The 26,362-nt window shown below is 74.0% G+C and carries 21 protein-coding genes; 13 read left to right on the top strand and 8 right to left on the bottom strand.

The annotated features are described in order from the left end of the window. Positions 1-5: 5 nt before the first annotated feature. From AC27IY_RS26450 to AC27IY_RS26460, 3 genes are read left to right on the top strand one after another with little or no spacing between them, the layout of a single operon-like run. A complete protein-coding gene (locus AC27IY_RS26450; RefSeq protein WP_364452351.1) occupies positions 6-1,793 on the top strand; it encodes a glycoside hydrolase family 13 protein in 1,788 nt (595 codons plus the stop codon). A 56-nt stretch (positions 1,794-1,849) separates the two neighbouring features. After that, positions 1,850-3,103, top strand: coding sequence for a NosD domain-containing protein (locus AC27IY_RS26455; RefSeq protein ID WP_423470605.1), 1,254 nt, complete (start codon positions 1,850-1,852; stop codon positions 3,101-3,103). 9 nt (positions 3,104-3,112) lie between these two features. Next, positions 3,113-3,418 (top strand): hypothetical protein, encoded by a 306-nt coding sequence (locus AC27IY_RS26460; RefSeq protein WP_091093265.1) that lies wholly within the window; start codon positions 3,113-3,115, stop codon positions 3,416-3,418. On the opposite strand, the gene AC27IY_RS26465 is transcribed toward AC27IY_RS26460, so the two are convergent. Further along, entirely contained in the window at positions 3,419-3,985 is a 567-nt protein-coding gene (locus AC27IY_RS26465) for a TetR/AcrR family transcriptional regulator (protein WP_423448542.1), read from the bottom strand. A gap of 55 nt (positions 3,986-4,040) precedes the next feature. Here AC27IY_RS26465 and AC27IY_RS26470 point away from each other — a divergent pair, with 55 nt between their 5' ends. From AC27IY_RS26470 to AC27IY_RS26490, 5 genes are all read left to right on the top strand, one after another. Next, entirely contained in the window at positions 4,041-7,169 is a 3,129-nt protein-coding gene (locus AC27IY_RS26470) for a bifunctional cytochrome P450/NADPH--P450 reductase (RefSeq protein ID WP_487179491.1), read from the top strand. 184 nt (positions 7,170-7,353) lie between these two features. Next, complete coding sequence (locus tag AC27IY_RS26475; RefSeq protein WP_423448539.1) at positions 7,354-7,965, top strand: ACT domain-containing protein; 612 nt, start codon at positions 7,354-7,356, stop codon at positions 7,963-7,965. Between the two features lie 72 nt (positions 7,966-8,037). Next, positions 8,038-9,201, top strand: coding sequence for an acyl-CoA dehydrogenase family protein (locus tag AC27IY_RS26480; protein ID WP_487179492.1), 1,164 nt, complete (start codon positions 8,038-8,040; stop codon positions 9,199-9,201). A gap of 180 nt (positions 9,202-9,381) precedes the next feature. Further along, positions 9,382-10,335 carry a cation diffusion facilitator family transporter gene (locus AC27IY_RS26485; RefSeq protein ID WP_487179493.1) on the top strand — a complete coding sequence of 318 codons (954 nt, stop codon included), beginning with the start codon at positions 9,382-9,384 and terminating at the stop codon, positions 10,333-10,335. Between the two features lie 47 nt (positions 10,336-10,382). Then, positions 10,383-11,636: an acyltransferase family protein gene (locus AC27IY_RS26490; RefSeq protein ID WP_487179494.1), complete on the top strand. Its 1,254-nt coding sequence runs from the start codon at positions 10,383-10,385 to the stop codon at positions 11,634-11,636. On the opposite strand, the gene AC27IY_RS26495 is transcribed toward AC27IY_RS26490, so the two are convergent. Continuing rightward, positions 11,580-12,065, bottom strand: coding sequence for an NUDIX hydrolase (locus AC27IY_RS26495; RefSeq protein ID WP_371247143.1), 486 nt, complete (start codon positions 12,063-12,065; stop codon positions 11,580-11,582). The two genes, AC27IY_RS26490 and AC27IY_RS26495, sit on opposite strands and share 57 nt — an antisense overlap. A 123-nt stretch (positions 12,066-12,188) precedes the next feature. On the opposite strand from AC27IY_RS26495, the gene AC27IY_RS26500 reads away from it, so the two are divergent. Continuing rightward, positions 12,189-13,373 (top strand): type 1 glutamine amidotransferase family protein, encoded by a 1,185-nt coding sequence (locus AC27IY_RS26500; protein WP_487179495.1) that lies wholly within the window; start codon positions 12,189-12,191, stop codon positions 13,371-13,373. Positions 13,374-13,532: 159 nt separating this feature from the next. Here the strand turns inward: AC27IY_RS26500 and AC27IY_RS26505 are convergent, their stop codons facing one another. Further along, positions 13,533-14,819 (bottom strand): ABC transporter ATP-binding protein, encoded by a 1,287-nt coding sequence (locus AC27IY_RS26505; protein ID WP_371247144.1) that lies wholly within the window; start codon positions 14,817-14,819, stop codon positions 13,533-13,535. A 298-nt stretch (positions 14,820-15,117) separates the two neighbouring features. Here AC27IY_RS26505 and AC27IY_RS26510 point away from each other — a divergent pair, with 298 nt between their 5' ends. Beyond that, entirely contained in the window at positions 15,118-16,143 is a 1,026-nt protein-coding gene (locus AC27IY_RS26510; protein ID WP_344215105.1) for a LacI family DNA-binding transcriptional regulator, read from the top strand. Then, on the top strand, positions 16,140-17,111 hold the full coding sequence (locus tag AC27IY_RS26515; RefSeq protein WP_423448531.1) for a carbohydrate kinase family protein: 972 nt from the start codon (positions 16,140-16,142) through the stop codon (positions 17,109-17,111). Before AC27IY_RS26510 ends, AC27IY_RS26515 begins: the two co-directional genes overlap by 4 nt. On the opposite strand, the gene AC27IY_RS26520 is transcribed toward AC27IY_RS26515, so the two are convergent. Beyond that, on the bottom strand, positions 17,054-18,247 hold the full coding sequence (locus AC27IY_RS26520; RefSeq protein WP_487179496.1) for an MFS transporter: 1,194 nt from the start codon (positions 18,245-18,247) through the stop codon (positions 17,054-17,056). The genes AC27IY_RS26515 and AC27IY_RS26520 overlap by 58 nt on opposite strands. 148 nt (positions 18,248-18,395) lie before the next feature. On the opposite strand from AC27IY_RS26520, the gene AC27IY_RS26525 reads away from it, so the two are divergent. After that, positions 18,396-19,310 (top strand): sugar kinase, encoded by a 915-nt coding sequence (locus AC27IY_RS26525; RefSeq protein ID WP_364452318.1) that lies wholly within the window; start codon positions 18,396-18,398, stop codon positions 19,308-19,310. A 26-nt stretch (positions 19,311-19,336) separates the two neighbouring features. Then, positions 19,337-20,242, top strand: a complete 906-nt coding sequence (locus AC27IY_RS26530; RefSeq protein WP_487179497.1) for a D-isomer specific 2-hydroxyacid dehydrogenase family protein — start codon at positions 19,337-19,339, stop codon at positions 20,240-20,242. A gap of 25 nt (positions 20,243-20,267) precedes the next feature. Here AC27IY_RS26530 and AC27IY_RS26535 read toward each other — a convergent pair whose 3' ends face one another. The 4 genes from AC27IY_RS26535 to AC27IY_RS26550 form a co-directional block, all read right to left on the bottom strand. Then, entirely contained in the window at positions 20,268-22,850 is a 2,583-nt protein-coding gene (locus AC27IY_RS26535) for a serine/threonine-protein kinase (RefSeq protein WP_487179498.1), read from the bottom strand. Positions 22,851-22,983: 133 nt separating this feature from the next. Then, complete coding sequence (locus tag AC27IY_RS26540; protein WP_487179499.1) at positions 22,984-24,153, bottom strand: cytochrome P450; 1,170 nt, start codon at positions 24,151-24,153, stop codon at positions 22,984-22,986. A gap of 210 nt (positions 24,154-24,363) precedes the next feature. Then, positions 24,364-25,179, bottom strand: coding sequence for an IclR family transcriptional regulator (locus AC27IY_RS26545; protein ID WP_371247148.1), 816 nt, complete (start codon positions 25,177-25,179; stop codon positions 24,364-24,366). Positions 25,180-25,434: 255 nt separating this feature from the next. After that, the gene (locus tag AC27IY_RS26550; protein WP_487179500.1) at positions 25,435-26,274 is read right to left on the bottom strand and encodes a LysR family transcriptional regulator; all 840 of its coding nucleotides are present in this window, start codon (positions 26,272-26,274) and stop codon (positions 25,435-25,437) included. Positions 26,275-26,362: the final 88 nt, after the last annotated feature.

The raw sequence follows: 26,362 nt of genomic DNA on the forward strand, positions 1-26,362 counted from the left end.
GTGCATTGCGCTACGTCGAGGAGCCGCACCACGACGGCTCCGCCCTGTACGTCCCCGACCAGGAGCCCGAGCTCGGCGCGCGGGTGACGCTCTGGCTGCGCGCGCCGCGGGCCGCGGGCGTCACCGGCGTGCACGTACGGGCCGTCCAGGACGGCGAGCCCCGCTACGCCGAGGCCGCGCCCGCCGCCAGGCGGGTCCCCGGCCTCGGCCGCGGGGACGTCTGGTGGCGGGCCGAGATCACCGCCGTCAACCCGGTCACGCCCTACCGGTTCCTGCTGGCCACCGGGCGGGGCCAGAGGTGGCTGACCGCCGCTGGCCTCGTGGGGCACGACGTCACCGACGCCACGGACTTCCGGCTGGTGTGCCACGAGCCGCCGCCGCGCTGGATGCGGGACTCGATCGTCTACCAGATCTTCCCCGACCGCTTCGAGCGCTCCCGCCCGATGCGCGACCTGCCCGACCGTGACCTGCCCGACTGGGCGCTGCCGCGCGACTGGGACGCCGACCCCGTCATCCCGTCGGGCCCCGGCACCGCCGAGCAGTTCTACGGCGGCGACCTCGACGGCGTCGTACGGCGGCTCGACCACGTCGAGAGCCTCGGCGCCGACACCGTCTACCTGACGCCGATCTTCCCGGCCCGCTCCAACCACCGCTACGACGCCGCCACCTTCGACCGGGTCGACCCGCTGCTCGGCGGCGACGCGGCGCTGCACCGCCTGGCGGACGCGCTGCACGCCCGCGGCATGCGCCTGCTCGGCGACGTCACCACCAACCACTGCGGCGACACCCACGAGTGGTTCACCGCCGCCGTCTCCGACGTCGCCGCGCCCGAGCGCGAGATGTTCTACTTCGACCCCGACACCGGCGACTACGAGTCCTGGTGGGGCGTCAAGTCGCTGCCCAAGCTCAACTGGAACAGCCCGCGCGTACGCGAGGGGATGCGCGAGGTCCTGACCCGCTGGCTCGGCCCGCTCGACGGCTGGCGCGTGGACGTCGCCAACATGACCGGGCGGCGCGGCGCCGACGACCTCGCACACGACGCCGCCGCGTACCTGCGGGCGGCGCTCGGCCCGGACGCGGCCTTCATCGCCGAGCACAACCACGACGCGAGCGGCGACCTCGACCGCGGCGGCTGGCACGGCACCATGAACTACGGCGGCTTCACCCGCCCGGTCTGGGCCTGGCTGCGCGACCCCGGCCTGAACCTCGACCACTTCCTCGGCGTGCCGGGCGGCGTGCCGGAGCGTGACGGGCACGCCACGCTCGCCACCTTCACGACCTTCGCCGCCCACATGTCGTGGCGCTCGCTCGTGCACTCCTGGCAGCTTCTCGACTCCCACGACTCGCCGCGCATCCGCACCGTCACCGGCTCGCGCGAGCGCCACCTGCTCGCCCTCGGCCTGCAGGCCACGCTGCCCGGCACGCCCATGGTCTTCGCCGGCAGCGAGTTCGGCCTGACCGGCGTCAACGGCGAGCACTCGCGCACCCCGATGCCCTGGAACCGGCCCGCCGACCAGGACCTCGCCACTCTCGCGGGATACCGGGCGCTGCTCGGCCTGCGCCGCGCCGAGCCCGCCCTGCGTCACGGCGGGCTGCGCTGGCTGCACGCCGACGCCGACTGCCTGGTCTTCGCCCGCGAGACGGAGGAGGAGACGCTGGTGGTGGCCGCGCGCCGGGCCCCCGGCGAGCCGCTGCCGACGGGCGTCCGAATGGAGGGCGTGCACGACGCGGCCGACGGCGACGAGATCCCCGGCGACGCGCCGTCACTCAGCGTATGGCGTGTCACGCACTGAACACGCTACGGTGGCCTCTGTTACTTGTCGTTTCAATTAGATAGTGGTGCGCTCCGATGAGGTTGCTGTCCGTAGCCGTCATGGCCTCGATCCTGCCCGCCCTTCCCGCGACGGCGGCCTCGGCCCAAGCGGGCACCACCTATTACGTCGACTCCAAAACGGGTGACGACTCGGCCGAGGGCACCAGCGCCCGCACCGCGTGGAGAACGCTCCACGCGGTCAACGTCGCCGACCTCAAGCCCGGCGACACCGTCGCCATCAAGCGCGGCAGCTCCTTCGAGGGCCCGCTCACGCTGGCCGCCAGCGGCACCGCGGCCCGGCCGATCGTCGTCAAGACCTACGGCAAGGGCCCCGACGCCAAGATCACCGGCTCCGACGACGACTGCGTGATCATCAGCGGCGACCACTGGCGGGTCAGCAACCTGCGCGCCACCCGGTGCCGCTGGGCCGGCTTCCGCCTCGCCGGCCGTGACAACCAGCTCTCCGGCGTGCGGGCCGACCACAACGTCGCGGGCGTGCAGATCACCGGCTCGCGCAACACCGTCCGCGACAGCGTGATCAGCGGCAACAACCGCATGAGCGTCAACGACGCGGGCGGCGACAACGACTCCGGCGCCTTCGGCGTGCTGCTCAACGGCGACGACAACGTCATCACCGGCAACACCATCAGCGGCAGCTACGCCAAGAGCGCCGACTACGGCACCGACGGCGCCGCCGTCGAGATCTACAACGGCGACCGCAACCTCGTCACCCACAACATCTCCCGCGACAACGAGACCTTCACCGAGCTCGGCGCGCGTAAGGGCAGGACCGCCACCGGCAACGTCTTCGCCTTCAACGTCGTGACCTCCTCCCGCGGCAAGGCCTCCTTCCTCGTCACCCGCGGCCCCCGCCACGTCGTCGGCCCGGTCAAGGGCACCATCGCGGTGCACAACTCGGTCTATCTGCCAGGCAAGCAGACCATCGGCTGGTCCTGCCACGACGGCTGCGCGCCCGGGATTCTCAAGCTCCGCAACAACGTCATCGTCGTCGGCGGCGAGGCCGGCTGGGAGGACGGCAAGGGCGCCGACGAGGACGGCAGCGTCTACCGCGGGCGCACCAAGTTCAAGCTCGGGCCGAAGTCCGTCGTCGCCGACCCCAAGTTCGTCTCCCGCACCGACCTGCGGCTGCAGCCGGGCTCCCCGGCCATCGGCCGCGCCCTGCCGCTCACCGCCGCCTGGTTCGGCGGCGGCGCGGGCCGCCAGAAAGACGTCCTGGGCCGCGAGCTGGGCGGCTCGCCGGACGCGGGCGCCTACCAGAGCGGCCGCTAGCATGGGCGCGTGGTAGCTCCAGATCTCCGCCGGCCGCTGGTCCGGCAGCTCGCCGAGGCCGAGGGCCCGCGCCGCTACTGGCACACCGCCGACGAGGCCGGCCGGGTGTGGCTGTTCGAGAGCGTCGAGGGCGGCGACGGCGAGCAGTGGGCGATCCGGCAGGTCGAGGTCGGCCCCGACCGCGCCGCCCGCCGCTACTGGTGGGAGCACCTGCAGGACGAGCAGGGCTTCCTCACCGACCAGCCGCTGGAGATCTGGGATCTCACCGAGATCCCCGGGGCCGCCTTCGACTCCGTGTGGGAGGCGGCCGGCTGATCAGCCCGCCGCGCCGCCCTCCAGACCTCTGACGATGAGCTCGACCGCGGTGTTCAGGCTGCGCCCGGTCTCCTCGGGGTCGTCCGGCAGGTGACCCTGCAGCTCCGACAGGATGATCCCCGACACGAACGCGTACAGCACGTCGCTCGTGCGCCGCAGCTCGTCCTCGGGCACCCCCGCCAGCCGCAGGATGCGCTCCAGCACCTGCCACAGTGACAGCCGCCGGTCGGCGACGATCCGCGGATGGCCGTGCACGTGGATCCACAGCGCGGGGTGCTCCCGCGCGTGCCGGTGGTAGGCGAACGCCAGGGCGCGGAGCTGCTCCTGCCACGGCCGGCCGTCGTCGGGCGGCAGGCTCATCCGCCCCGCCGTCGTGGCGCAGACGAGCTCCAGCAGCGCCTCCTTGCTCTCCACGTGGTGGTAGAGCGACATCGGGTTGACGGCGAGCTCGGCGGCCAGCTTGCGCATGGACAACGCCTCGACGCCGCCCGCGTCCACCAGTCGCAGCGCCGCGGCGCTGATCTCGTCGATGCTCAGCGGGGTTCCCCTGCGCGCGCTCACAGCCATACATCGTATGGTAGCGTGAGCCATACGGTGTATGGCTAGATTTCTGGAGCACGTGATGGCACGGACGATCCCCGCCCCGCAAGGGCTGCCCTTCCTCGGCAACACGCTGCAGATCCCCGCGCACGCGCCGACGGAGCACTTCGTCGAGGTGGCCGCCCGCTACCGGGACGAGGGCGTCTTCCGCCTGGAGGTCGCCGGCCGGACGATCGTGATGGTCTTCGACCCCGACCTGGTCGCCGAGGTGTGCGACGAGAGCCGGTTCGAGAAGCGCATCCGGCCGCCGCTGTCGATCGTGCGCGACTTCGGCGGCGACGGCCTGTTCACCGCCGAGCGGCACGAGCCGGTCTGGGGGCAGGCGCACCGCATCCTGCTGCCCGCCTTCAGCCAGCGCTCGATGAAGGCGTACTATCCGCAGTTCCTGGAGGTCGCCGAGCAGCTCGTCGCCTCGTGGGCGGCCCGGCAGGGCCAGGACCTGCCCGTCGCCGACGACATGACCAGGCTCACGCTCGACACGATCTCGCTCACCGGGTTCGGCCACCGCTTCGACTCCTTCAACTCGCCGGAGCTGCACCCGTTCCTCAAGGCCATGGGCGGCGCGCTCACCGAGGCCATGCTGCGCAACCAGCAGCTCCCGTTCGTCACCCGGCTCAAGCGCGGGCACGAGGAGGCCTACCGGCGCGACATCGCCACCATGAGGGCCCTCGTCGACGACGTCATCAGGGCCCGCAGGGCCGAGGGCGGCGGCGCGACCGGCGACCTGCTCGGGCTCATGCTGGAGGCCGCCGACCCGCGGACCGGCGCCCGGCTGTCCGACGAGAACATCCGCAACCAGGTGCTCACCTTCCTCATCGCCGGCCACGAGACCACCAGCGGCCTGCTCTCCTTCGCGCTGTACAACCTGCTGCGCGAGCCCCACACGCTGGCCCGTGCGTACGAGGAGGTGGACCGGCTGCTGCCCGGCGACGAGCCGCCCTCCTACGAGACGATCATGAAGCTCGACGTCATCCCCCGCATCCTGGAGGAGACGCTGCGGCTCTGGTCGCCGATCCCCGCCTTCGGCGTGAGCGCGATCGAGGACACCGAGATCGGCGGCTACCCGATCCCCAAGGACCAGGGCGTGGGCGTGCTGCTGCCGGTCCTGCACCGCCACCCCGGGGCGTGGGAGCGGCCGGACGAGTTCGACATCGACCGCTGGCTGCCCGAGCAGCGTAAGAACCACCACCCGGCCGCGTACAAGCCGTTCGGCAACGGCGAGCGGGCCTGCATCGGCCGCCAGTTCGCGCTCACCGAAGCCCGGCTGGCGCTGGCGATGATCCTGCGGCGCTTCGCGCTGTCCGACCCGGACGCGTACCGGATGAAGATCAAGCAGACCCTCACCCTCAAGCCGGACGGGTTCACGCTGCGGGTGCGCGAGCGGCGCGCCCACGAGCGGATCGTCGTGACGCTCCCCGACGCCGCCGCCGACGCCGCGACCGGGCGGGAGCGGGACGTCGCGGTCGCCGGGGTGCCGCTCACCGTCGCCTACGGCTCCAACCTCGGCACCAGCGCCGACCTCGCCGAGCGGCTGGCCGAGCGGGCCGGGCGGGCCGGGTTCGCCACCACGCTGACCACGCTCGACGAGCTCGACCCGCCGCGCGAGGGCCTGCTCATCGTGGTCGCCTCCTCCTACAACGGCAAGGCCCCCGACAACGCCCAGCGCTTCGACGCCCTCGATACGCTGCCGGACCTGTCCGGGGTGCGCCTCGCGGTGCTCGGCTGCGGCAACACCCAGTGGCCGACCTACCAGGCGTTCCCGCGCCGGGCCAGTGAGAAGCTGATCGCCGCCGGCGCGGTGCCGCTGGTCGAGCGGGGCGAGGCCGACACCGACGGCGACTTCGACGGCGACGTGTCGGCCTGGACCGCCCGGCTGTGGGCGGCCCTCGCCGAGGAGTACGGCGCCGGCGCCGACGCCACCGGCCCCCGCTACACGATGGAGGTGCTGAGCGAGGCCGAGGTCCGGCCCGCCGTCGTCTCCGAGCGGGCCGTCCCGCTGACCGTCGTCTCCAACGAGGAGCTGACCGGCGACCCCACAGGGCTCTGGGACTTCTCGGCCGAGGCGCCCCGCCCCGGCGTGCGCTCCATCGTGGCCCGGCTGCCCGAGGGCGTCACGTACACGGCGGGCGACCACGTGGCCGTCTTCGCCAAGAACGACCCCGAGCTGGTCGAATGGGCGCTGCGCTGCCTGCGCGTCCCCCGTGAGCAGGTCCTGCGGCTGCGCGCCTCCGGCGCCACGCACCTGCCCGTGGACACGCCGGTGACCGCCGGGCTGCTGCTCGGCGAGTTCGCCGAGCTGCAGGAGGTCGCCACCCGCGCCGACCTGGAGGCGCTGGCCGCCCACACCGCCTGCCCGTTCACCCGCCGCCAGCTCGCCGAGCTGACCGCGAACTACGCCGAGGAGGTCCTCGCCAAGCGCCTGTCCCCGCTGGCGCTGCTCGACCGCTTCCCCGCGATCGAGCTGCCGCTGCCGGTGTTCCTGGAGCTGGCCGGGCCGATCAGGCCGCGCTACTACTCGATCTCCTCCTCGCCGCTGGCCGACCCGTCGCTGGTGCGGCTCACGGTCGGGCTCGTCGAGGGTCCCGCCTGGTCGGGGAGCGGCACCTACCACGGCACCTGCTCGGCGTACCTGGCCGGGCTGGGGGAGGGCGAGGTCTTCTACGGCTACGTACGGGTGCCCGCGCCCGCGTTCCGGCTGCCCGCCGACCCGGCCACGCCGGTGATCCTCGTGGGTCCCGGCACCGGGTTCGCGCCGCTGCGCGGCTTCCTGGAGGAGCGGGCGCTGTCGGACGCTCCCGGGCGGGCCCTGGTGTTCGCCGGGTGCCGGCACCCCGAGCACGACCTGCTGTACCGCGACGAGCTCGCGGCCTGGGCCGAGCGGCCGGAGGTGAGCGTGCACGCCGCGTACTCGGCGGTCGCCGGGCATCCGTACCGGTACGTCCAGGACGCGCTGGCCGCGCACGGCGAGGAGGTGTGGGAGCTGCTGGAGCGGGGCGGGCACGTGTACGTCTGCGGCGACGGCCTCCGGATGGCTCCGGCCGTCCGGCAGGCTCTCCTGGACCTGCACCGGGAGCGCACCGGCGGGGACGGCGCCGCCTGGCTGGCCGGGCTGGAGGCGGACGGCCGCTACCAGCAGGACGTGTTCGCCTGACCTGGCCTTCTTGGCCTTCTTGGGACGCGATCTGGGAAAACTCCAGCTCACCATGGGCAGACCGTGGTTGATAATCCGGACTTAAACCCGCATCTAGGGATAGAACCGCAGCATGTACGACATTTCCGTGGAACATGCTGGAAACCTTTCCACGGCACTGTGAGAGCTCGGGAAAGGGGGCGGCATGCTGCTGCGACTGAGGGTGTCCCTGCCGGACCGGCCGGGCGGGCTCGGCCGGGTGGCCAAGGCACTGGGCACACTCGGAGCCGACATCCTGCAGGTCACCGTGCTCGAAAGGGAGGCCGGGCGGGCCGTGGACGACTTCACCGTCTCCTGGCCCGGGCAGGTGACCCCGGCCGAGGCCGGCGAGCGGCTGTCGGTGGTGCCCGGCGTGCGCGTCGAAGGGGTGTGGACCACCAAGGAGGTGCCGGGATCGGCGCTCGACTACGACCTGCTCTCGCACGTCGTGGCCGAGCCGGGCCGCGGCCTCGCCACCCTCGTGGACGCGCTGCCGGGGCTGTGCGGGGCGGAGTGGTCGCTGGCGGTGGCGGACGGCGCGGTACGGCACGCCTCGCTGGCCGCCCCCGACACCTTCGAGCTGCCCGCGCCGCCGCCCCGTGCCGTCGCCGTGGACGCCCGCGAGCTGCGACTGATGCTGCTGCCGGTGCTGGAGCACCGCATGCACCTGGTCGTGGCGCGCGCCGCCGGAGGCCCGGTCTTCCACCGCGCGGAGATCGAGCGCGCCGTCCGCATCGTGGACGTCGTCGCCAAGCTCGCCGCCCGGACCGTCGCGTAGGACATTGACCCGGTAAGTGCCGCCTTATTAACGTGAGCTGCCTGATCAGCAAGCGGACCGGGGACGAGGCACATGGATTTCGAGCTGACCGACGAGCAGAAGGCGTTCCGGGAGACCCTGCGCGCGTTCGTGGACAAGGAGATCGTGCCGGTGGCCGTCGAGTGGGAGCACTCCGGCAGATACCCGGCCGAGATCATCGACAAGATGAAGCAGATGGGCCTGTTCGGCCTGTCCGTGCCCGAGGAGTACGGCGGCATGGGCGCGGACATGGTGTCGTTCGCGCTGGTCTTCGAGGAGATCGCGCGCGGCTGGATGGGCGTGGCCGGCACCATCGGCTCCCACTCGCTCGCCTGCTGGATGATCAACCGGCACGGCACCGAGGAGCAGCGGCGGCTCTACCTCAAGGACCTCGCCACCGGCGCCCGGCGCACCGCGATCGCCCTCACCGAGCCCGGCGCCGGCACCGACCTGCAGGGCATCCAGACCCGCGCGGTCCGCGACGGCGACCACTACGTGGTGACCGGCACCAAGACGTGGATCACCAACGCCCGCCACGCCGACCCGCTGCCCCTCCTCGTCAAGACCTCGATCACCGAACCCGCGCACAAGGGCATGTCGGTGCTGCTCGTGGACCCGTCGTCGCCCGGCTTCAGCGTCAGCCGCGACCTGCCCAAGCTCGGCTACAAGGGCACCGAGACCTGCGAGGTCGTGCTCGACGAGGTACGGGTGCCGGTCTCCGCCCTGCTCGGCGGCGTCGAGGGGCGCGGCATGCAGCAGGTGCTCGGCGGGCTGGAGATCGGCCGGGTCAACATCGCCGCCCGCGCCGTCGGCGTCGCGCAGGCCGCGTACGACGCCGCGCTCGGCTACGCCCGGGAGCGCACCGCGTTCGGGCAGCCCATCGCCGACTTCCAGGCGATCCAGCTCAAGCTCGCCGACCTGGCCACCGAGATCCAGGCGGCGCGGCTGCTGACGTACTGGGCCGCGTCCCAGGCCGACAGCGGCAAGCGGGTGGACATGGAGGCCGGGATGGCGAAGTACTTCGCCTCCGAGGTGGCGCTGAAGGCGTCGCTGGAGTCGATGCGCATCCACGGCGGCTACGGCTACTCCCAGGAGTTCGTGGTCGAGCGGCTCTACCGGGACGCGCCGCTGATGGCGATCGGCGAGGGCACCAACGACGTGCAGCGGCTGGTGATCGCCCGCGCGCTGGTGTCGGGCAAGGGCCGGATCGGCTGGTGAGCCTCGGTCGGGCCGGGGCCGGGTGCCTATCCTGGTGCCCAGTGACGACCTGCGCGAGCGAGGGATGCCATGGCTCACCAGCCGAACTCCGGCCATGACCACGGGCACGGGCACGGGCACGGTCATGGGCATGGGCATGGGCACGGGCTGAGGAGGCTGGCGAGGAGCATCGCGCACGTCGTGACGCCGCACAGTCACGACAGCGCCGACAAGACCGACACCGCCCTGGAGTCCAGCAGCCGCGGCATGCGGGTCCTCGCCGTCTCCTTCGCCGTGCTGATGGTCACCGCGGCCGTCCAGGCGGTCATCGTCGTGGCCTCCGGCTCGGTGGCGCTGCTCGGCGACACCCTGCACAACCTCGCCGACGCCCTCACCGCCGTACCGCTGGCCATCGCGTTCTCGGTCGGCCGCCGCGCCGCCACCCGCCGCTTCACCTACGGCTACGGCCGCGCCGAGGACCTGGCGGGCATCGTTATCGTCGCGATCATCGCCGTCTCCGCCGCCCTCGCCGGGTACGAGGCCGTCCAGCGCCTGCTCCACCCCCAGGACATCCGTGCCGTCGGCTGGGTGGCCGGCGCCGCGGTGGTCGGATTCCTCGGCAACGAGTGGGTGGCCCGCTACCGGATCAGGGTCGGCAGGGAGATCGGCTCGGCGGCCCTGGTCGCCGACGGCCTGCACGCCAGGACCGACGGCTTCACCTCGCTCGCCGTGCTGCTCGGCGCGGGCGGCGCCGCGCTCGGCTTCCCGGTCGCCGACCCCGTCGTCGGCCTGCTGATCACCGTCGCCATCTGCTTCGTCCTGCGCGACGCGGCCCGCGAGATCTACCACCGCCTCATGGACGCCGTGGACCCCACGCTCGTGGACGCGGCGGAAGGCATCATCGCCGTGGTGCCGGGCGTGCGGCGGGTCGGCTCGGTACGGCTGCGCTGGATCGGCCACGCCCTGCACGCCGAGGTGGAGATCCTGGTCGCCCATGACATGTCGGTCGTGGACGCGCACGCGGTGGCGGTCGAGGCCGAGCACCGCCTCATCCACGAGCTGCCCCGCCTGCGGGCCGCGACCGTCCACACCGACCCCTACGGCCCGGACGGCGCCGACCACCACGCCTCGCTCACCGGGCACCGGAGCGAGTGAGAAGAGCGGGCGGCATCACCGCCCGCCGTACGGGTAAGTTGGTGCGGGTGTCCGCAGCCACCGCTCCGCTCGTGCCCAGCGACCCCGGCAGCTCGGGCGGCCCGGCGGGCCCCGGCACCCGGCTGGCCTGGCTCGACGCCCTGCGCGGCATCGGGGCGATGGCCGTGGTGGCCGAGCACCTGCTGCCGTGGTTCCTGCCGGGCCTGCGCCCCTACTGGTTCAGTCTCGGCGTCTACGGCATCCTGGTGTTCTTCCTGGTCAGCGGCTACATCATCCCCACGTCGCTGGAGCGGCACGGCGACGTGCGGGCCTTCTGGATCAGCCGGTTCTTCCGCCTCTACCCGCTCTACCTGGCGGTGACCGCGCTCGTGCTGGCGCTCGCCTGGTGGGTGCCGGTGCGCGCCGAGGTGCCGCGCGACGGGAGCGCGGTGGCGGCGCACGCCACGATGCTGCTCGACGTGGTCGGGGTGGGCGGGGTGGCCGACACCATGTGGACGCTGTCGTACGAGATGGTGTTCTACCTCGTGGTCACCGCGTTGTTCCTGGTCGGCGCGCACCGGGGGAGCGGGACGCTCACGATGGTGTTCGGCCTGGGGGCCGTGGCCGTGGGCCTGGTGATCGGCGGGCCCCTGCTGCGTGGCGGCTGGCCCGCGTACGTCACGGCCGCCGTGTTCGCGGCCGGGCTGGCGTGCGTGCTGTGGGGGCGGGCCCGCACGGCGGCGGCCTGCGTGCTGGGCGCGACCGCGCTGGCCGCGCTGGTGCTGAGCAGCCGCATCCCGTGGCTCGGCGTGGCCGTGGTGGCGGTCATGTTCGCGGGCACCACGATCCGCCGCTGGGAGGAGGGCGCCGGCCCGCTGTGGCCGGTGGCGGTGACGACGGCGCTGGTCGGGCTGGCGCCGCTGCGGGCGATCGAGACCGGCTGGTGGTGGGTGCAGGCCGACGTCTGGCTGACCACGATCGCGCTGGCGGGCGGCACGTTCGCGGCCGGGATGGCGCTGCGCGGGCGGCGGCTGCCCCGGGCGCTCGTCTGGCTGGGCCTGGTCAGCTACTCGCTCTACCTGGTCCACCACCCGCTGCTGAAGTACTTCACGACGATCTCGGGCGATCTGAGGGAGGCCGAGCCGGTGTGGCAGGCGGCGATGGCGGCGCTCGCCCTGGCGCTGGTGCTGGGGGCGAGCGCCCTCGCCTACCACTTCGTCGAACGGCCCGGCCAGGTGTGGGGCCGCCGCGTCGCGCGGGCCGTCTCAGGCGCCGGTGGCGGCGGGCTCAGGGGCGGCGGCTCCGGCGGGCGGGCCGGATAGAGCCGGTACGACGCGCGGATGGCGGGCCAGCGCCCGGGCCACCACCGGGTCCTCGGCGACGAGGAAGGCCAGGTGCCTGATGGCGTGCGCGACCACGTTGGCCAGCGCGAGGCGCTCCGGCGACGGCGTCGCGGGCGCGCCGCCCCGGGCGATCTCCAGGACGGGCGCCCGTTCGGCGGGCAGCCAGGGGGCGGGATCGGGGCACACCGCGTACGTGAGCACGACCCGGCCGTCCGGCTCGTAGCGCCAGCTCGTGGAGTGCAGCACGACGCCGGGGTCGTCGCCGCGCACCCCGGCCAGCCGCCGCGCCGCCTCGTCGGGGGTCTCGCCGGGGCGCGGGCTGGTCGTGGCGTGCCGGTACGACCAGCGATTGTCGGTGCCCACGCGTAGCATGAGCGTCTCAACCGAGACCACGTGTCCTGCCGTCATCGCCACCAACTTACTGCAATCCATGCGCAACTACGGGCAGCGCGCAGGTGGCGTTCGCTCTTGAACCGCGCGGCGAGCCCGGCTGTAGTCGAAGGGCGTGCGACAGAGAGGGGCCGAACAACCATGCCAGGTGTGCTGGTGCTGATGGGGTCGGGCGAGACGAGCCCGACCATGGTCGAGGTCCACCGCGCCGCCACGCGGGAGCTGCGACCCGGGGCGCGGGCGGTGCTGCTCGACACGCCCTACGCCTTCCAGGAGAACTGCGCGGACATCTCCGCCCGCGCCCGCCGCTACTTCGCCCACAGCGTGGGGCTCCAGGTCGAGGTGGGCACGGGCATCGCGGGGGCCGACTGGGTGTTCTCGGGGCCGGGGAGCCCGACGTACGCGCTGGAGCGCTGGGCCGAGTCCGGCGTGGCCGGCGACCTGCGGGCACGGGTGCGCGCCCGGCAGGGCGTGACCGTGCTCGCCTCGGCGGCGGCCTGCACGGCGGGCCTGGCCACCGTCCCCGTCTACGAGATCTACAAGGTGGGCGCCGAGCCCCACTGGCGCGAGGGCATCGACCTGCTGGAGCCGCTCGGGCTGCAGGCCGTCCTCATCCCGCACTTCGACAACGCCGAGGGCGGCACCCACGACACCCGCTACTGCTACCTCGGCGAGCGGCGGCTGTCGCGGATGGAGCGCGAGCTGCCCGAGGGCACCGCCGTGCTCGGCATCGACGAGCACACCGCGCTCGTCATCGACCTGGAGAGCGAGAGCGTGCGCGTCGCCGGGCGGGGCGGGCTCACCGTACGCCTGCCGGGGTCGGCGGCGGTGCTGCCGGCGGGCACCCGCACCGACCTCGCCGGGCTCCGCCGGCTGGCCTCCGGCGCGGGCGGCGCCCCGCTGCCACCGCCTCCGGCGGAGCGGGCCGCCGCGCCCGCCGAGGTGACGCTGGAGGAGACGATCCGCGCCGGCGAGGAGCGCTTCCGCGCGGCGGAGGCGGAGCCCGACCTCGTGGCGGCCGCGCAGGCCGTCCTCGACCTGGAGGCCGAGATCGTCAAGTGGGCCGCCGACACCGAGGAGGACGCCGGCGGCGTCGACCAGGCGCGCGAGCTGATGCGGCTGCTCATCGCCCGCCTCGGCGAGCTGGCCGCCGACTCCGGCCGCCGCTCGACCGGCCTCGGCCACCTGGTGGAGTCGCTGCTCGCCCTCCGCGCCGCGCTGCGCCGCCAGGGCAGCTACGACGTCGCCGACGCGCTGCGGGATGCGATGCGAGCAGGCGGCGTGCAGATCGAGGACACCCCGGACGGCCCCCGCTGGAGCCTCTGACCAGGCGGCGTCGGCGGCGGGACAGGCCGATCCGGGCACCGTCGGGCTTGACCCCGACGGCCCCCGCTGGAGTCTCTGAACCGGCGGCGGGGCGGGTCGATGCGGGCACCGTCGGGCTTGACCCCGACGGCCCCCGCCGGAGTTCCTGACTCCCTGGGCTCAGCGGCGGGGTGGGTCGATGCGGGCGCCGTCCGGCTTGAAGATCATGATTCGGGAGAGGTCCACCGCGACCTTGGCGGCGTCGCCCGCGCGCCAGACCGGCCGGTTGCCGAGGCGGACGATGAGGTCCGCGCGGCGGTGGATGCCGCTGCCCGCGGCTCCGACGCGCTCCTGCTCCTGCGGCTCCGCCTCCTGCACGGGGGCGAACATGCGGCGCATCAGGCCCGACAGCCCGCCGGAGCCGTTCTTGGCGCCGTGGGCCCGCCGCTGCCTGGGGTCCGGCGGCTCGGGCACCGGCACGGCGGGCATGCCGCACTCCAGGTACGCCAGCCACTCGTGCCCGTGATACTCCAGCGTCCGCACCCGCCCGAAGAACGACGGCCCCTCGTACGACTCCGGCACCGGCGCGAGCCCGTCGGGCCGCATGCCGACCAGGACGTGCCCGCCGGTGTGCTGCGAGATGGCGTACGCCCTGGGATCGCTCCAGGGCATGGTGAGCCGGTGCGGGCCGAAGTCGAGCAGGACGTACTGGTTCTGCGGCGTCCTGACAGTGGCCGCCAACAGGTTCAACTGCTGGGAGTTGAGGAAGGCCGCCACGAAGGCGGTGGCTGGATCGTTGTAAATCTGGGCCGGGGTGCCGACGTCCTGCAGGACCCCGCGATTGAGTATCGCGATGCGGTCGGCCAGCGTCAGCGCCTCGACCTGGTCGTGGGTCACGTAGATGGTGGTGACGCCGAGCGACCTGACCAGCGCCGAGATCTCCATGCGCAGCTCGGTGCGCATGCCCGCGTCCAGGTTGGACAGCGGCTCGTCCATGAGGAACAACTTCGGCTGCCGGACGATCGCCCGGCCCATCGCCACGCGCTGCCGCTGGCCGCCGGACAGGGTGCCGGGGCGGCGGTCCAGCGTCTCGTCGATGTGCAGCACCTTCGACAGCTCGGTCACGCGCTCGCGCACGAGGGCCGGGTCGGACTTGGCGATCTCCAGGGGGAAGGCGATGTTGCCGCGCACGGTGCGGTGCGGGTAGAGGGCGCCGTTCTGGAAGACCATGGCGACGTCGCGGTCGCGCGGCGGCAGGTGGTTGGCGAGCTCGCCGTCCAGCCACAGCTCACCTTCGGTGATGCCTTCCAGGCCGGCGATCATCCGTAACAGCGTCGACTTGCCGCAGCCCGAAGGGCCCAGCAGGACGAGGAACTCACCGTCTTCAGCCCGTAAGTTCAGCCGGTCGACGGCCAGGTAGTCGCCCGGATACACCTTGGTCACGCTGTCGAGAACGACCGAGCTCATGGGCCTGCACCTTGCGCGCGTGTCACCTGTGACGAGACGGATTGATGAGGTAGTACATCGCGCCTTAACGCTAGATGTCCACCCTTGACATAAAGAATCTCCCTCCGCACCGTTTCGGTCGGGAGTTTTGGGCGGTCGAAGACTGATATTTCCGGATTGCTGATGCCTGCAAAGGACTTGCGTAAAGTTGCAGAAACGGCTTTCATGGTCGGGACGCAGGGGGGAGGCCGGCTCGTGCCCGCCTCGGGTGCCCCGGAGCAGCGGATTCGGCGGCAGGGTGGAAAGTAAAGTAGTTCACATGAATGGTCACGCTCGCCTTGCCGACATCGCCGCCCAGGCCGGGGTGAGCGAGGCCACCGTCAGCCGGGTGCTCAACGGCAAGCCAGGGGTCTCCGCGACCACCCGCCAGTCGGTCATGACCGCGCTCGACCTCATGGGCTACGAACGCCCGCCCCGCCTGCGCCAGCGCAGCAACGGGCTGGTCGGCCTGGTGACGCCCGAGCTGGACAACCCGATCTTCCCGGCGTTCGCGCAGGCCATCGAGAAGGCGCTGACCCAGCACGGCTACACGCCGGTGCTGTGCACCCAGCTCCCCGGCGGCGCGCCCGAGGACGAGTTCACCGAGCTGCTGGTCGACCGCGGGGTGAGCGGCATCGTGTTCGTCTCCGGGCTGCACGCCGACACCACCGCGAGGATGGACCGCTACACTCGCCTCACCGACCGCGGCCTGCCGATCGTGCTGGTCGACGGCTACAGCGAGCACATCGACGCGCCCTTCATCTCGCCCGACGACCGCATGGCGGTCCGGCTGTCCGTGCAGCACCTGGTCGACCTCGGGCACGAGCGCATCGGGCTGGCGCTCGGCCCGCGCAGGTTCGTGCCGGTCATCAGGAAGATCGAGGGATTCAAGCAGACGATGGCCCAGCTCCTCGGCGCGACCGACGTCGACGACCTGATCGCGCACTCGCTGTTCTCGGTGGAGGGCGGCCAGGCGGCGGCCACCCAACTGCTGGCGCGCGGCTGCACCGGCATCGTGTGCGCCAGCGACCTCATGGCGCTGGGCGCGATCCGCGCCTGCAGGGAGAAGGGCCTCGCGGTGCCCGGCGAGGTGTCGGTGGTCGGGTTCGACGACTCGCCGCTCATCGCGTTCACCGACCCGCCGCTGACGACGGTGCGCAAACCGATAGGAGCGATGGCCTCGGCGGCGGTGCAGACGCTGCTGGAGGAGGTCAACGGCGCGCCCGCCAAGCACGTCGAGCTGATCTACCAGCCCGAGCTGGTCGTGCGCGGCTCCACCGGCTCAGGGCCGCTGGTCAACCGATGACGCGCGACGTCCTCGTCCTGGGCGGCGCCGGTGTCGACACCACCGTGTACGTCCCCGAGCTGCCGCTTCCCTACCGCGACACCTACCAGGTCCCGCCGGTCGTCGACCGCATCGGCAACACCGGGGCGGGCGTCGCGCTCGGCTGCCACGCCCTCGGCCTCGACGTCGCCTTCGCCGACCTGATCGGCGACGACCCGCAGGGCGCGCTGATCCGGCACGCGCTGCGCGACCTCGCCTGCTCCTACGGCCACGCCGAGGCAGGCACCCGCAGGAGCGTGCTGCTCGTCGGCCCCGACGGCCGGCGCACCTCCTTCTTCGACCCCAAGGCCACGCCGGGGGAGCGCCTGCCGAAGGAGACCTACGCCGGCGTGCGCGCCCGCCACGTGCACGTCTCCATCACCGACTTCTGCCGCCACGTCTACGACGACCTCCACGACGACCTCCACGGCGACCTCCACGGCGTGCCGATCTCCACCGACCTGCACGACTGGAACGGCGCCGACGACTACCACAAGGACTTCGCCCTCCGCTCCGACCTGGTGTTCCTGTCGGCCGTGGCGCTGCCCGACCCGGCCGCGGCGATGCGCGCCATCCTGGCCGAGGGCCGCGCCCACACCGTGATCTGTACCCGCGGCGCCGACGGCTGCCTCGTGCTGACCCGAGACTCCGGCGAGGTGCGGGCGTTCCCCGCCGAGCCGCTGCCGGGGCCGGTCGCCGACAGCAACGGCGCGGGCGACGCGTTCGTCTCCGGCTTCCTGTACGGCACGCTGCGCGGCCGGCCGCTGGAGGAGTGCGTCAGGCTCGGCGCCCTCGCGGGGGCGCACGCGTGCTCCGTGCCCGGCACCCACGAGTCGCCGATCACCGAGAGACTGCTGCTGGAGCGGGCGGCGGCGACCGGCCCGCGTCCGGGTCAGTCCAGCTCGCGCCAGGCCCTGCCGACGAACGGCGGCAGCGAGATCAGCGCGTAGACGCAGGTGAAGGCGAGCAGGGCGGCCCGGAGCCCGGCCAGCTCCGTCAGCGCCCCGGCCAGCAGCCCGCCCACCGGCATGGCCGCGTAGGCGGCGGCGGTCATGGCCCCGATGACCCGGGCCCGCAGCACGGGCGGGATCCGGTCGTACTGCAGCACGCCCAGGATGGGATTGATCGCGCCCGCGGCGAAGCCCGAGGCCAGCGCCACCCCGACGGCGACGGGGAACGGCACGTCCAGCGCCAGCACCAGCACCCGTGGCACCCCGGCCAGCAGGAACGCCACCCCGTACGTCAGCCGCCGGGGCAGCCGGTCGCCGGCGGCGGCGTAGGCGACGGTCCCGGCCAGCGCGCCCGCCGCCACCGACCCGGCCAGCAGGCCGAACGCGCGCGGATCGCCCGCCACGTCCCTGGCGTACAGGGCCAGCAGCACCTGCGTGACGCCCGTGTCCAGCATGTTCACCACCACGATCATCCCGGTGGCGCCGAGCTGCAGCCGGTCGCGCCACAGGAAGGCGAGCCCGGACCGCAGCCCTCGCAGGTACCCCTCCCCGCCGCCGGGCCGCGCCGCGCCGCCGGCCCGCGGCAGCGTGCCCACCAGGGCCGCCGACAGCAGGAACGTGACGCCGTCCACGATGAGCAGCGCGTGCGTGCCGAGCCAGACGATCAGCACCCCGGCCAGCGGCGCGCCCACCATCGCGGCCCCGCGGTAGACCCCGTCGTAGGCCGCCGCCGCCCGCTCGATCCGCACCTGACCCAGCGCCGCCAGCTCCGGCAGCATCGCCTTGCGCGCGGTCTCGCCCGGCGTGGCCGCCAGCCAGCGCAGGAACAGCAGCGCCAGCAACAGCGGGTACGACAGCCCCGAGCCCTGTGCCAGCAGCGGCACGGTCAGCACGACCAGCCCGCTGATCAGGTCCGACACCATGCTCGACCGGTGGAACCCCAGCCGGTCCACCAGCGTCCCGCCGAACGCCGCCGCGACCACCACGGGCAGCGTGGCCGAGAACGCCGCCAGCCCGGTGAGCGCCGCGCTGCCCGTGGTCTCCAGCACGAACCACGGCACGGCGAGGACGCACAGCATGGTCCCGGTGACGGAGAGGGCGTTGGCGGCCAGCAGGATGATGAATGGACGCCTCACGCGCTCTAGCCCCGTTCCCGACCCGGAAGTTGCTCAGGGTAGACGGGTGACGGAGGGATCTGGATGACAGCGTTACCCGATTGGGCAAAAGTGATGTCGTACTACGATAGGGACGCATGATCCACCGGTCACCCCTGCGGGCCCAGCCGTGAGCGTCGTGGTCTGCGGCGAGGCGATGCTGCTCATGCTGGCCGAGCCCGGCATCCCCCTGGAGCGCGCCACCTCCTTCCGCCGCTCGATCGCCGGCGCCGAGTCCAACGTCGCCGCCGGGCTCGCCAGGCTCGGCCACGAGGTCCGCTGGCTCGGCCGGGTCGGCGCGGACCCGGCCGGCAGGTCGGTGCTGGCCATGCTGCGCGCCGAGGGCATCGACACCCGGCACGCCGTCGTCGACCCGGACGCCCCCACCGGGCTGCTGCTGCGCGACAGCCATCCGGCCAGGGCCATCGACGTCACCTACTACCGCGCGGGCTCGGCCGCCTCCCGCCTCGCCCCCGGCGAGCTGACGCCCGAGATGGTGAGCGGCGCCCGGCTCGTGCACGTCACCGGCATCACGCCGATGTTGTCCGACACGGCCCACCCGGCCACGCTCCGCCTGCTCGACCTGGCCCGCGAGGCGGGCGCGACGGTCTCCTTCGACCCGAACGTACGGCTCAAGCTCGGCCCGCCCGAGCGGTGGCGCGAGCGCGTCGCCCCGCTCATGGCCCGCGCCGACGTGGTCTTCGCCGGAGAGGACGAGCTGGAGCTGCTCGGCGTGGACCCGGCCGGGCTGCCAGGACTGGCCGTGATCAAGCACCGCGACAAGTCGGCGAGCTGCGCCGGGCTGCGGCAGGAGGCGTTCCCCGTGCCCGTCACCGATCCGGTGGGCGCCGGGGACGCGTTCGCGGCCGGGTTCCTGTCGGGGCTGCTGCGCGGGGAACCGTACGAGGTGTGCCTGCGCGAGGCGGCGGCCGTGGCGGCGCTGGTCGTGCAGTGCGCCGACGACAACTCCGGGCTGCCCGACCGGGCCGGCCTTGACCGGGCGCTGGCCGCGTTCGCCTCCTCGGGCGAGACCGTGCACCGCTGAGCCCGTACGACCAGGAGGTTTTTCCGATGACCGTCGCCGTCCACGTCGGCCCCGAGCCCGTGCCCGCCCTCGTCGAGGCCGTCCGCCGCGGCGGCGGGCGCGTCGTGCCGTTGGAGGAGGCCGAGGCGCTCGTCTACTACGGCAGCGGCGACCCCGCCGAGCTGCGCGGCATGATCGGCGAGCGGATCCGGTGGGTGCAACTGCCGAGCGCGGGCGTCGAGCGCATGGCCGCCGCCGGGGTGATCACCGACGAGCCGGTCTTCACCGCCGCCACCGGCTCGTACGGCCCCCAGGTCGCCGAGCACACCCTCGCGCTCATGCTGGCCGCCGCCCGCGACCTGCCCCGGTACGCCAGGGCCACGAGCTGGAGCCCGAAAGGCTCGGCGGTGTTCGCCGGCTCGACCGTCGCCGTCGTCGGCCACGGCGGCATCGGGCGGGCGCTCGTGCCGCTGCTGGAGCCGTTCGGCTGCCCGGTGATCGCCGTCACCGACCGCGGCGACGCGCCCGGCGCGGCCCGGGTCCTGCCCCGCGACCGCTTCCGCGAGGCGCTGCCCGAGGCCGACTACGTCGTGGTCGCCGCGCCGCTCACGCCCCGCACCCGCGGCATGTTCGGGGCCCGCGAGTTCGCGCTCATGCGTCCAGGCGCCTGGCTGGTGAACGTCGCCCGCGGCGGCCTCGTCGTCACCGACGACCTGGTGGCCGCGCTGCGCGAGGGCCGCATCGGCGGGGCCGCCCTCGACGTCACCGACCCCGAGCCGCTCCCCGACGGGCACCCGCTCTGGACCATGGACAACGTCCTCATCACCCCGCACAGCGCGAACCCGCCCGCCGCCTACTGGCGCGGCCTGGCCGAGCGGGTCGAGGACAACGTGCGCCGCTACGCCGAAGGCGTCCCTCTGGAAGGCCGGGTCTCCCCGTCCGAGGGCTTCTGACGAGCCCCGTCTGGACCTCGGTGGCTCAGACGAGCGTGATGCGGGCGCCGGAGCTGAGGCCCGAGTCGTGGACCTCCAGGCCGACCGGCTTGCTCTTCTTCGGCAGGTCGAACACCAGCGTCCCGGTGAACGCCCCGCCCGACTCGATCCGGATCGGGGTGATCTCCTTGCCGGCGGCGTCGAGCAACCTGACCCCGCCGTGCGCCTCGTCGTCCTCGACGACCAGCTTCTGCTGGCTCGGATAGAGGACGCGGGCGTCGGGGCCCACGTTGTCCACCTGGACGCCGACCCGGCAGGTGCGCTTCGCGGCGGCCTTCGCCGGTTTCTGGCACGTCGTGCCGGTCACGGAGAAGCGCAGCTTGCCGTCCTGCACCTGACCGTCGGCGCCGGCCTCCGGGCCGCCGCGGAACAGCCACGCGAGGGCGGCCAGGATCAGCACCGCCAGGACGGCCGCCACCACCAGCGCGGTCAGGCAGCCGGTGGCGATGCTCCGCTTCCTGCGGGGCTGGGGGTAGCCCGGCAACGGCCCCTGCCCGGTGGTCCCGTGATGCGGCAGCGGCCCCTGGTTGCCGCGGGGGTGACGGGGGAGCGGCATCTGCCCGGTCTGATGCGGCGGCACCATCCCTCCCGGCACCGGCCCCGTCCGGTCAATCCGCGGCATGGGCCCCGTGTGGTCGACATGCGGCACCGGTCCCGTGCGGTCGGCGTGCGGCACCGGTCCCGTTCGTTCGGGGTGCGGCAGCTGGCCGGTACGGTCGCCGTGCGGCACCTGACCCGTGCGGTCCAGGTGCGGCACCGGCCCCGTACGGTCGGCGTGCGGGATCTGGCCGCTGTGGTCGGCGAGCGGCCCCGGCCCGGTGCGATCCGGGTGCGGCGGCGGACCGCTGTGACCGGGCGCGGGCGGCCTCGGACCCCGCCGGCTGCCCTGCCCCTGCCCGGAGGCGTGCGGCGGCACCATGCCGGGCACCGGCCCGCTCCGCTCAGCCGGTGACACCGGCGGCACGGGCGCGCCAGGGTGCGGGGCGACCCCCGGCTGTGAGGAGGACGCCGGGTGCGCGGACGCGCCAGGGTGCGCGCCCGGGCTCGCCGGCGCGGAGGTCCCGGGATGCGCGGAGGCCCCGGGATGCGCGGACGCTCCGGGCGGCACGGCGGCGCCGGGGTGCGGTGAGCCCCCCGGCGGCACCTGCTGCATCGGCGCTCCCTGCGGCGGGACCCCTTGCATCGGGGCTCCTTGCGGCGGGGACCCCTGCGCTGGAGCTCCTTGCGGTGGGACTCCTTGCACTGGCGCCCCCTGCGCCGGGGACCCCTGCGGCGGGATCTGGGCGTGCTGGGGGATCGGGGCGCCCTGGGGAGGCACGTGCGGCCCCCGGCTGCTTCCGGGGGTGGGGCCGGTGCGCTCGGCGGGCGGCGGCTGCATGCCAGGGGTGGGCCCGGTGCGTTCCGCGGGCGGCACCCCGTGCGGTGACGGCCCCGTGCGCTCGGCCGGCGGCACAGCGCCGGGCCCCTGCGGGCCGGGCCCTTGTGCCCCAAGCCCCTGAGGTCCTTGAGGACCAGGTCCCTGCACGCCAGGCCCCTGACCGCCGTGTCCCTGCACGCCAGGCCCCTGACCGCCGTGTCCCTGCACGCCAGGCCCCTGACCGCCGTGTCCCTGCACGCCAGGCCCCTGACCGCCGTGTCCCTGACCGCCGTGTCCCTGGGGGCCGGGGGGCTGGGTGAGGGGGGCGAACTCCGAGGCGTTCCAGGCGTTCGTCAGGTGCTTGGTGGCCGCGAGCTGGGCGGCGGGCTCGTCGGAGGCCTCCACCAGCTCCAGCAGCAACTGTCGCGCCGTCGGCCGCCGCGACGGGTCGGGGTGGATGGCCGCCGCCACCAGCCGGTCGAGCGGCGCGGGCAGCCCCCGCAGGTCGGGCGGCGCGGTACGGGCCCGCGCCGCCATGACGTACGCGTCCCCCTCGCCGAACGGATGCCCGCCCAGCCCCGCGTACGCGATCAGCGACCCCCAGGCGAACACGTCGCCCGCCGGGCTGGTGCGGCCCTCGAAGACCTGCTCGGGAGCGATCCAGCCGGGCGTGCCCATGACCATGCCGGCGTTGGTGTGCCGGGCGTTGACGTGCGTCGAGCGGGCCAGCCCGAAGTCGATGACCCGCGGCCCGGCCAGCGTCAGCATGACGTTGGCCGGCTTGAGGTCGCGGTGCACGAGCCCGGCGGCGTGGATGGCGGTGAGCGCGGCGGCGACGCCGACGGCGGCGGCGTGCAGCACCGACGGCGACAGCGCGCCGTGCTCGATGAGGTGGTCCTCCAGCGAGATGCCGTCGATGTACTCGGTGACGAGGTAGAGCACGCCGCGGTCCTCGCCGTGGTCGAGCACCCGCGCCGTACAGAACGAGGCCACCTTGCGCGCGTTGGACACCTCTTCGTGGAAGCGCGCCCGGTAGACCGGGTCGGCGGTGTAGTCGCGCCGGATGGCCTTGAGCGCCACCCTGGAGCCGTCGGCGGCCTTGGCGAGGTAGACGACCCCCATGCCGCCGGTGCCGAGACGGCTGACCAGCTCGTAGGAACCGATCGCCGGCGGGTCTTCCGGCTTCAGCGGAGTGCCTGCGGAGCGCCCCAAAGTCGCCGTCCTCTCGCCGTGGTCATCCCGTCCCAAACCGAACCGAACCTCCGCCCGGCATGCCGTTTCGTACCCCAGACTCTAACGGAGGAAGGGGCCCTCCGTAGGCCACTGGCGCTGAGCAGGCATGGCCTCAGGAACGGCTGGGCTTGCGGCGCGCCTGGCGCATCCGGACGCGCAGCCGGGCGGGGTCGGCGGTGTGGGGGATCGGGCGGTGCGGGGACAACAGCCGCCCGATCGGCTTGGGTTTGGCCTCCCGCAGCACCGCGGCCAGGAACGCGGTGCCGACGGCCAGCGTCAGGTGCATGGCGTCGCAGCCGGGACGGGCCCACCACTCGTCGGCGGCGGTGCCGTTCAGCCAGATCTCCGGCGCGAAGGAGTCGGCGTACGGCAGCCGCGCGCTGCGCTGGTGCACCGCCAGCGGGACGAGCACGGGGGTGCCGGCGGGCAGGGTGGCGCCGTACCAGTGGGTCTCGGCGGCGGTCACCCGGGACAGCGCCGGCACCGGCGGCCACAGCCGCAGCGCCTCGCGCAGGCAGGCCCGCAGGTGCTCGGGGTCGGCGCGGGCCGCCTTGCGGTGCGCCGGGTGCGTGGACAGCAGCGCGAGCGTCTGCATCAGCGCGGCCGAGACGACGCCGAGCCCCATGAGCCAGTAGGCGGCCTGCATGAGCCCCCGCGACTCGGCCTCGCCGGGGGTCTCGGCGATCAGCCCGGCCAGGCTGCCGGGCTCGGCCCGTCGCAGGTGGTCGAGGATGCGGGTGTCGTAGCGGCCGGACAGCAGCTCCCTGCGCCGCCTGGCGCGCCGCCGGCCGGCCCGCGTGAGGCGGGTCAGCAGCCGGGTCAGCTCCTCGTCGCCGGCCGCGCCGTCGCCGTAGACGCAGCGGCGGGCCACGCGCTGCCAGCGCGCGTCGAGCCGGTCGAAGTCCACCACGCCGCTGGTCAGCTCGGCGGCCTCGGCGCGGGCGATCTCGATGAACGCCGGGCGCAGCACGTCGGCGGGCAGCCCGAAGGGACGCTCCTGCATGCACGCCTCCAGCCCGGCCTCGACGCCGGCGGCGTAGACCTCGCGCTCCTCGACCAGCACGCGCAGCGCGTCGCGCCGGGACAGCACCAGCAGGGCGGGGCCGCGCCGGCCGCGGACGAACACGGGACGGCCGCCGTACCGGGACTCCAGGGTGGCGAGCAGGGGACGGGCCCGCAGCGGGTCGCGTCCGGGGAGCGTGTGCGGCGCCCACGGCGGGACGAGCGCGGCCGAGAGCCGCAGGCTCTGCAGCATGCCCGCCCTGGGCAGCCCCCTAGGCACGCGCGCCCTCCCGCCCAGTGGAACGTTCCACCGGCGCCCGCGGGTCCGGGGCCGTGCGGGCCCTGGCCCAGCGGACCGCGGGCGCCTCCGGGGTGGCCGGAGCGGGAAGGAGGTCCATGCCGCTCATGTGATCGCGCCGCCAGGCCCGCCCGCAACGCGGGGTTTCGGTCAGTGGAACGCTTCCGGCCGCGGGGCCCCGCGGCGTTCCGGTCATCGGGACGTCTGCTCGCCGAGCAGCGCCGCCGAGATCGCCTGCGCGGCCCCGCGCACCGCGATGGCGAGCCGCCCCAGGGGCACGCCGTACGCGGGCGCGGCCACGCCCACGGCCATGCGGATCCGCCCGCCCGGCGAGCCGAACGCCGGCCCGAAGACCGGCGCGGCCACGCACGACACGCCCTCGGCGAACTCCTCCCGCGCGTACGCCACCCCGTGCCGCCGCACCTGGGCCAGCTCCCGCTCCAGCCCCGCCAGCGTGGTGATCGTGCGGCCGGTCAGCCGTTCGAACGCGCCGCGCGCCAGGAACTCCTGCCGCAGCCCGGCGTCGAAGGCCAGCAGCGTCTTGCCGGTGGCCGTGCAGTGCAGCGGCGCGCGGTCCGTGGCGTCGGAGGGGGAGGCGACCCGGTCGTGGCCGTACAGCCGCTCGACGTAGCGGGCCTCCAGGCCGGAGGGCACGGCCAGGTTCACCGTCTGCCGGGTGGTCTCGTACAGGTAGAGCAGGTAGGGCAGCACCGCCCGCCGCGCGCCCGGACCGCGTTCCGGCCCGCCCGCGAGCACCTCCAGCAGGTCGCCGGGCAGGTAGCCGGTGCCCGCCCGCCTGGCCAGCCCCCGCCCGCACAGCACGCCGAGTATGCGGTGGGCGGTGGACTTGGGCAGGCCGGTGCTGCGGCAGAGCTGCGCGAGGCTGACCGGCTGCCGCGCCCCGCTGAGCGCGAGGAGGATGTCGATCCCCCTCTCCAGGCTCCCCGGGTGCGACACCGGGCGGTCGTCGGCGAGCGGTGGCTCCTGGCCGGCCGTTTGCGTGAGCATGAATGTCCCTTCGCTCTCCGCGAGCAAGAGGGGGCTTCCCCGAGACTGCGGCTTGACCCTCCTTGGCCTACCCCGGCGGCCGCGTCTCCAAATACCCAGGTCAGCGTAATTTGATGAGCTCGGCGTAGACCGAGACGGCCACCTCCCCGGGCGTTCTGGCTCCGATGCCGCGCGCCCGGCCGGCGATCAGCGCCACGTACGGCACAGCCCGGGCCGGCGCCGCCCGCAGCACCGGCTCCTCGCCGGCGACGTGGCTCAGCGGCCGGTCGCCACGCGGACCAGGTGGGCGAGCGCCCGGGAGCGGCTGTGCGGCGGCCAGGCGATCACCGTCGTCACGGGCGGCGCGTCCACCACGGGGACGGTGGCGAGGTCGGGGCGCAGGTTCGCCCGGACGGACTCGGGCAGGATCACGCTCGCGCGGCCGAGCGCGACCATCTGGAGCAGCTGCGTCAGGCTCCGCACCTCGGGGCCGGGCCCCTCGGGGTAGGAGCCGTCCGGCCCCGGCCAGCGCGCCTGCGGCAGCCCCGGCAGCGCGGCGACCTCCGCCGACATGAGCCGGGGCCGGGCGGTCAGCGGATGCCCGGCGGGCAGGACCGCGACCTGTCCCTCGGTGCACAGGGTCTCGGTGTCGAACCCCGCGACCGAGTCGAAGGGCAGGTGCAGCAGCGCCGCGTCGGCCTCGCCGTCACGCAGGAGGCGCTGCTGCTGCTGGGACTCGCACAGCAGCAGGTCGACGGTGACCGCGCCGGGCTCGGCGGCGTAGGCGTCGAGCAGCTTCGCCAGCAGCTCCCCGGACGCGCCCGCCTTGGTGGCGAGGATCAGGCGCGGCTCGTCCGCCGCCGCCTCCCTGGCCCGGCGCTCGGCGGCCGACAGCGCGGCGAGGATCGTCCGGCCCTCGGCCAGGAGCACCGACCCGGCGGGGGTGAGCGTGACCCTGCGGCTCGACCGCTCCAGCAGCTTCACCCCGAGCCGCCGTTCGAGCCGCATGACGGTCCGCGACAGCGGCGGCTGGGCGATCCCCAGGCGCTCGGCGGCCCGGCCGAAGTGCAGCTCCTCGGCGACGGCGACGAAATAACGCAGCTCCCGCGTCTCCACGTCCCCAGGCTATCCGGGCGATCGATACCCGTGAGGTATCGCTGCCGTACCCGGTCGGTGTTGGCCCGGCGCCCGGCCGGCGGCCACG

Source organism: Nonomuraea sp. B208, assembly GCF_057536035.1.

Bases quoted from the DNA above. Each gene is read 5' to 3' on its own strand.
- AC27IY_RS26455 (WP_423470605.1), top strand. From the start codon at position 1,850: ATGAGGTTGCTGTCCGTAGCCGTCATGGCCTCGATCCTGCCCGCCCTT.
- AC27IY_RS26465 (WP_423448542.1), bottom strand. From the start codon at position 3,985: ATGGCTGTGAGCGCGCGCAGGGGAACCCCGCTGAGCATCGACGAGATC.
- AC27IY_RS26470 (WP_487179491.1), top strand. From the start codon at position 4,041: ATGGCACGGACGATCCCCGCCCCGCAAGGGCTGCCCTTCCTCGGCAAC.
- AC27IY_RS26475 (WP_423448539.1), top strand. From the start codon at position 7,354: ATGCTGCTGCGACTGAGGGTGTCCCTGCCGGACCGGCCGGGCGGGCTC.
- AC27IY_RS26480 (WP_487179492.1), top strand. From the start codon at position 8,038: ATGGATTTCGAGCTGACCGACGAGCAGAAGGCGTTCCGGGAGACCCTG.
- AC27IY_RS26495 (WP_371247143.1), bottom strand. From the start codon at position 12,065: ATGACGGCAGGACACGTGGTCTCGGTTGAGACGCTCATGCTACGCGTG.
- AC27IY_RS26500 (WP_487179495.1), top strand. From the start codon at position 12,189: ATGCCAGGTGTGCTGGTGCTGATGGGGTCGGGCGAGACGAGCCCGACC.
- AC27IY_RS26505 (WP_371247144.1), bottom strand. From the start codon at position 14,819: ATGAGCTCGGTCGTTCTCGACAGCGTGACCAAGGTGTATCCGGGCGAC.
- AC27IY_RS26510 (WP_344215105.1), top strand. From the start codon at position 15,118: ATGAATGGTCACGCTCGCCTTGCCGACATCGCCGCCCAGGCCGGGGTG.
- AC27IY_RS26515 (WP_423448531.1), top strand. From the start codon at position 16,140: ATGACGCGCGACGTCCTCGTCCTGGGCGGCGCCGGTGTCGACACCACC.
- AC27IY_RS26530 (WP_487179497.1), top strand. From the start codon at position 19,337: ATGACCGTCGCCGTCCACGTCGGCCCCGAGCCCGTGCCCGCCCTCGTC.
- AC27IY_RS26545 (WP_371247148.1), bottom strand. From the start codon at position 25,179: ATGCTCACGCAAACGGCCGGCCAGGAGCCACCGCTCGCCGACGACCGC.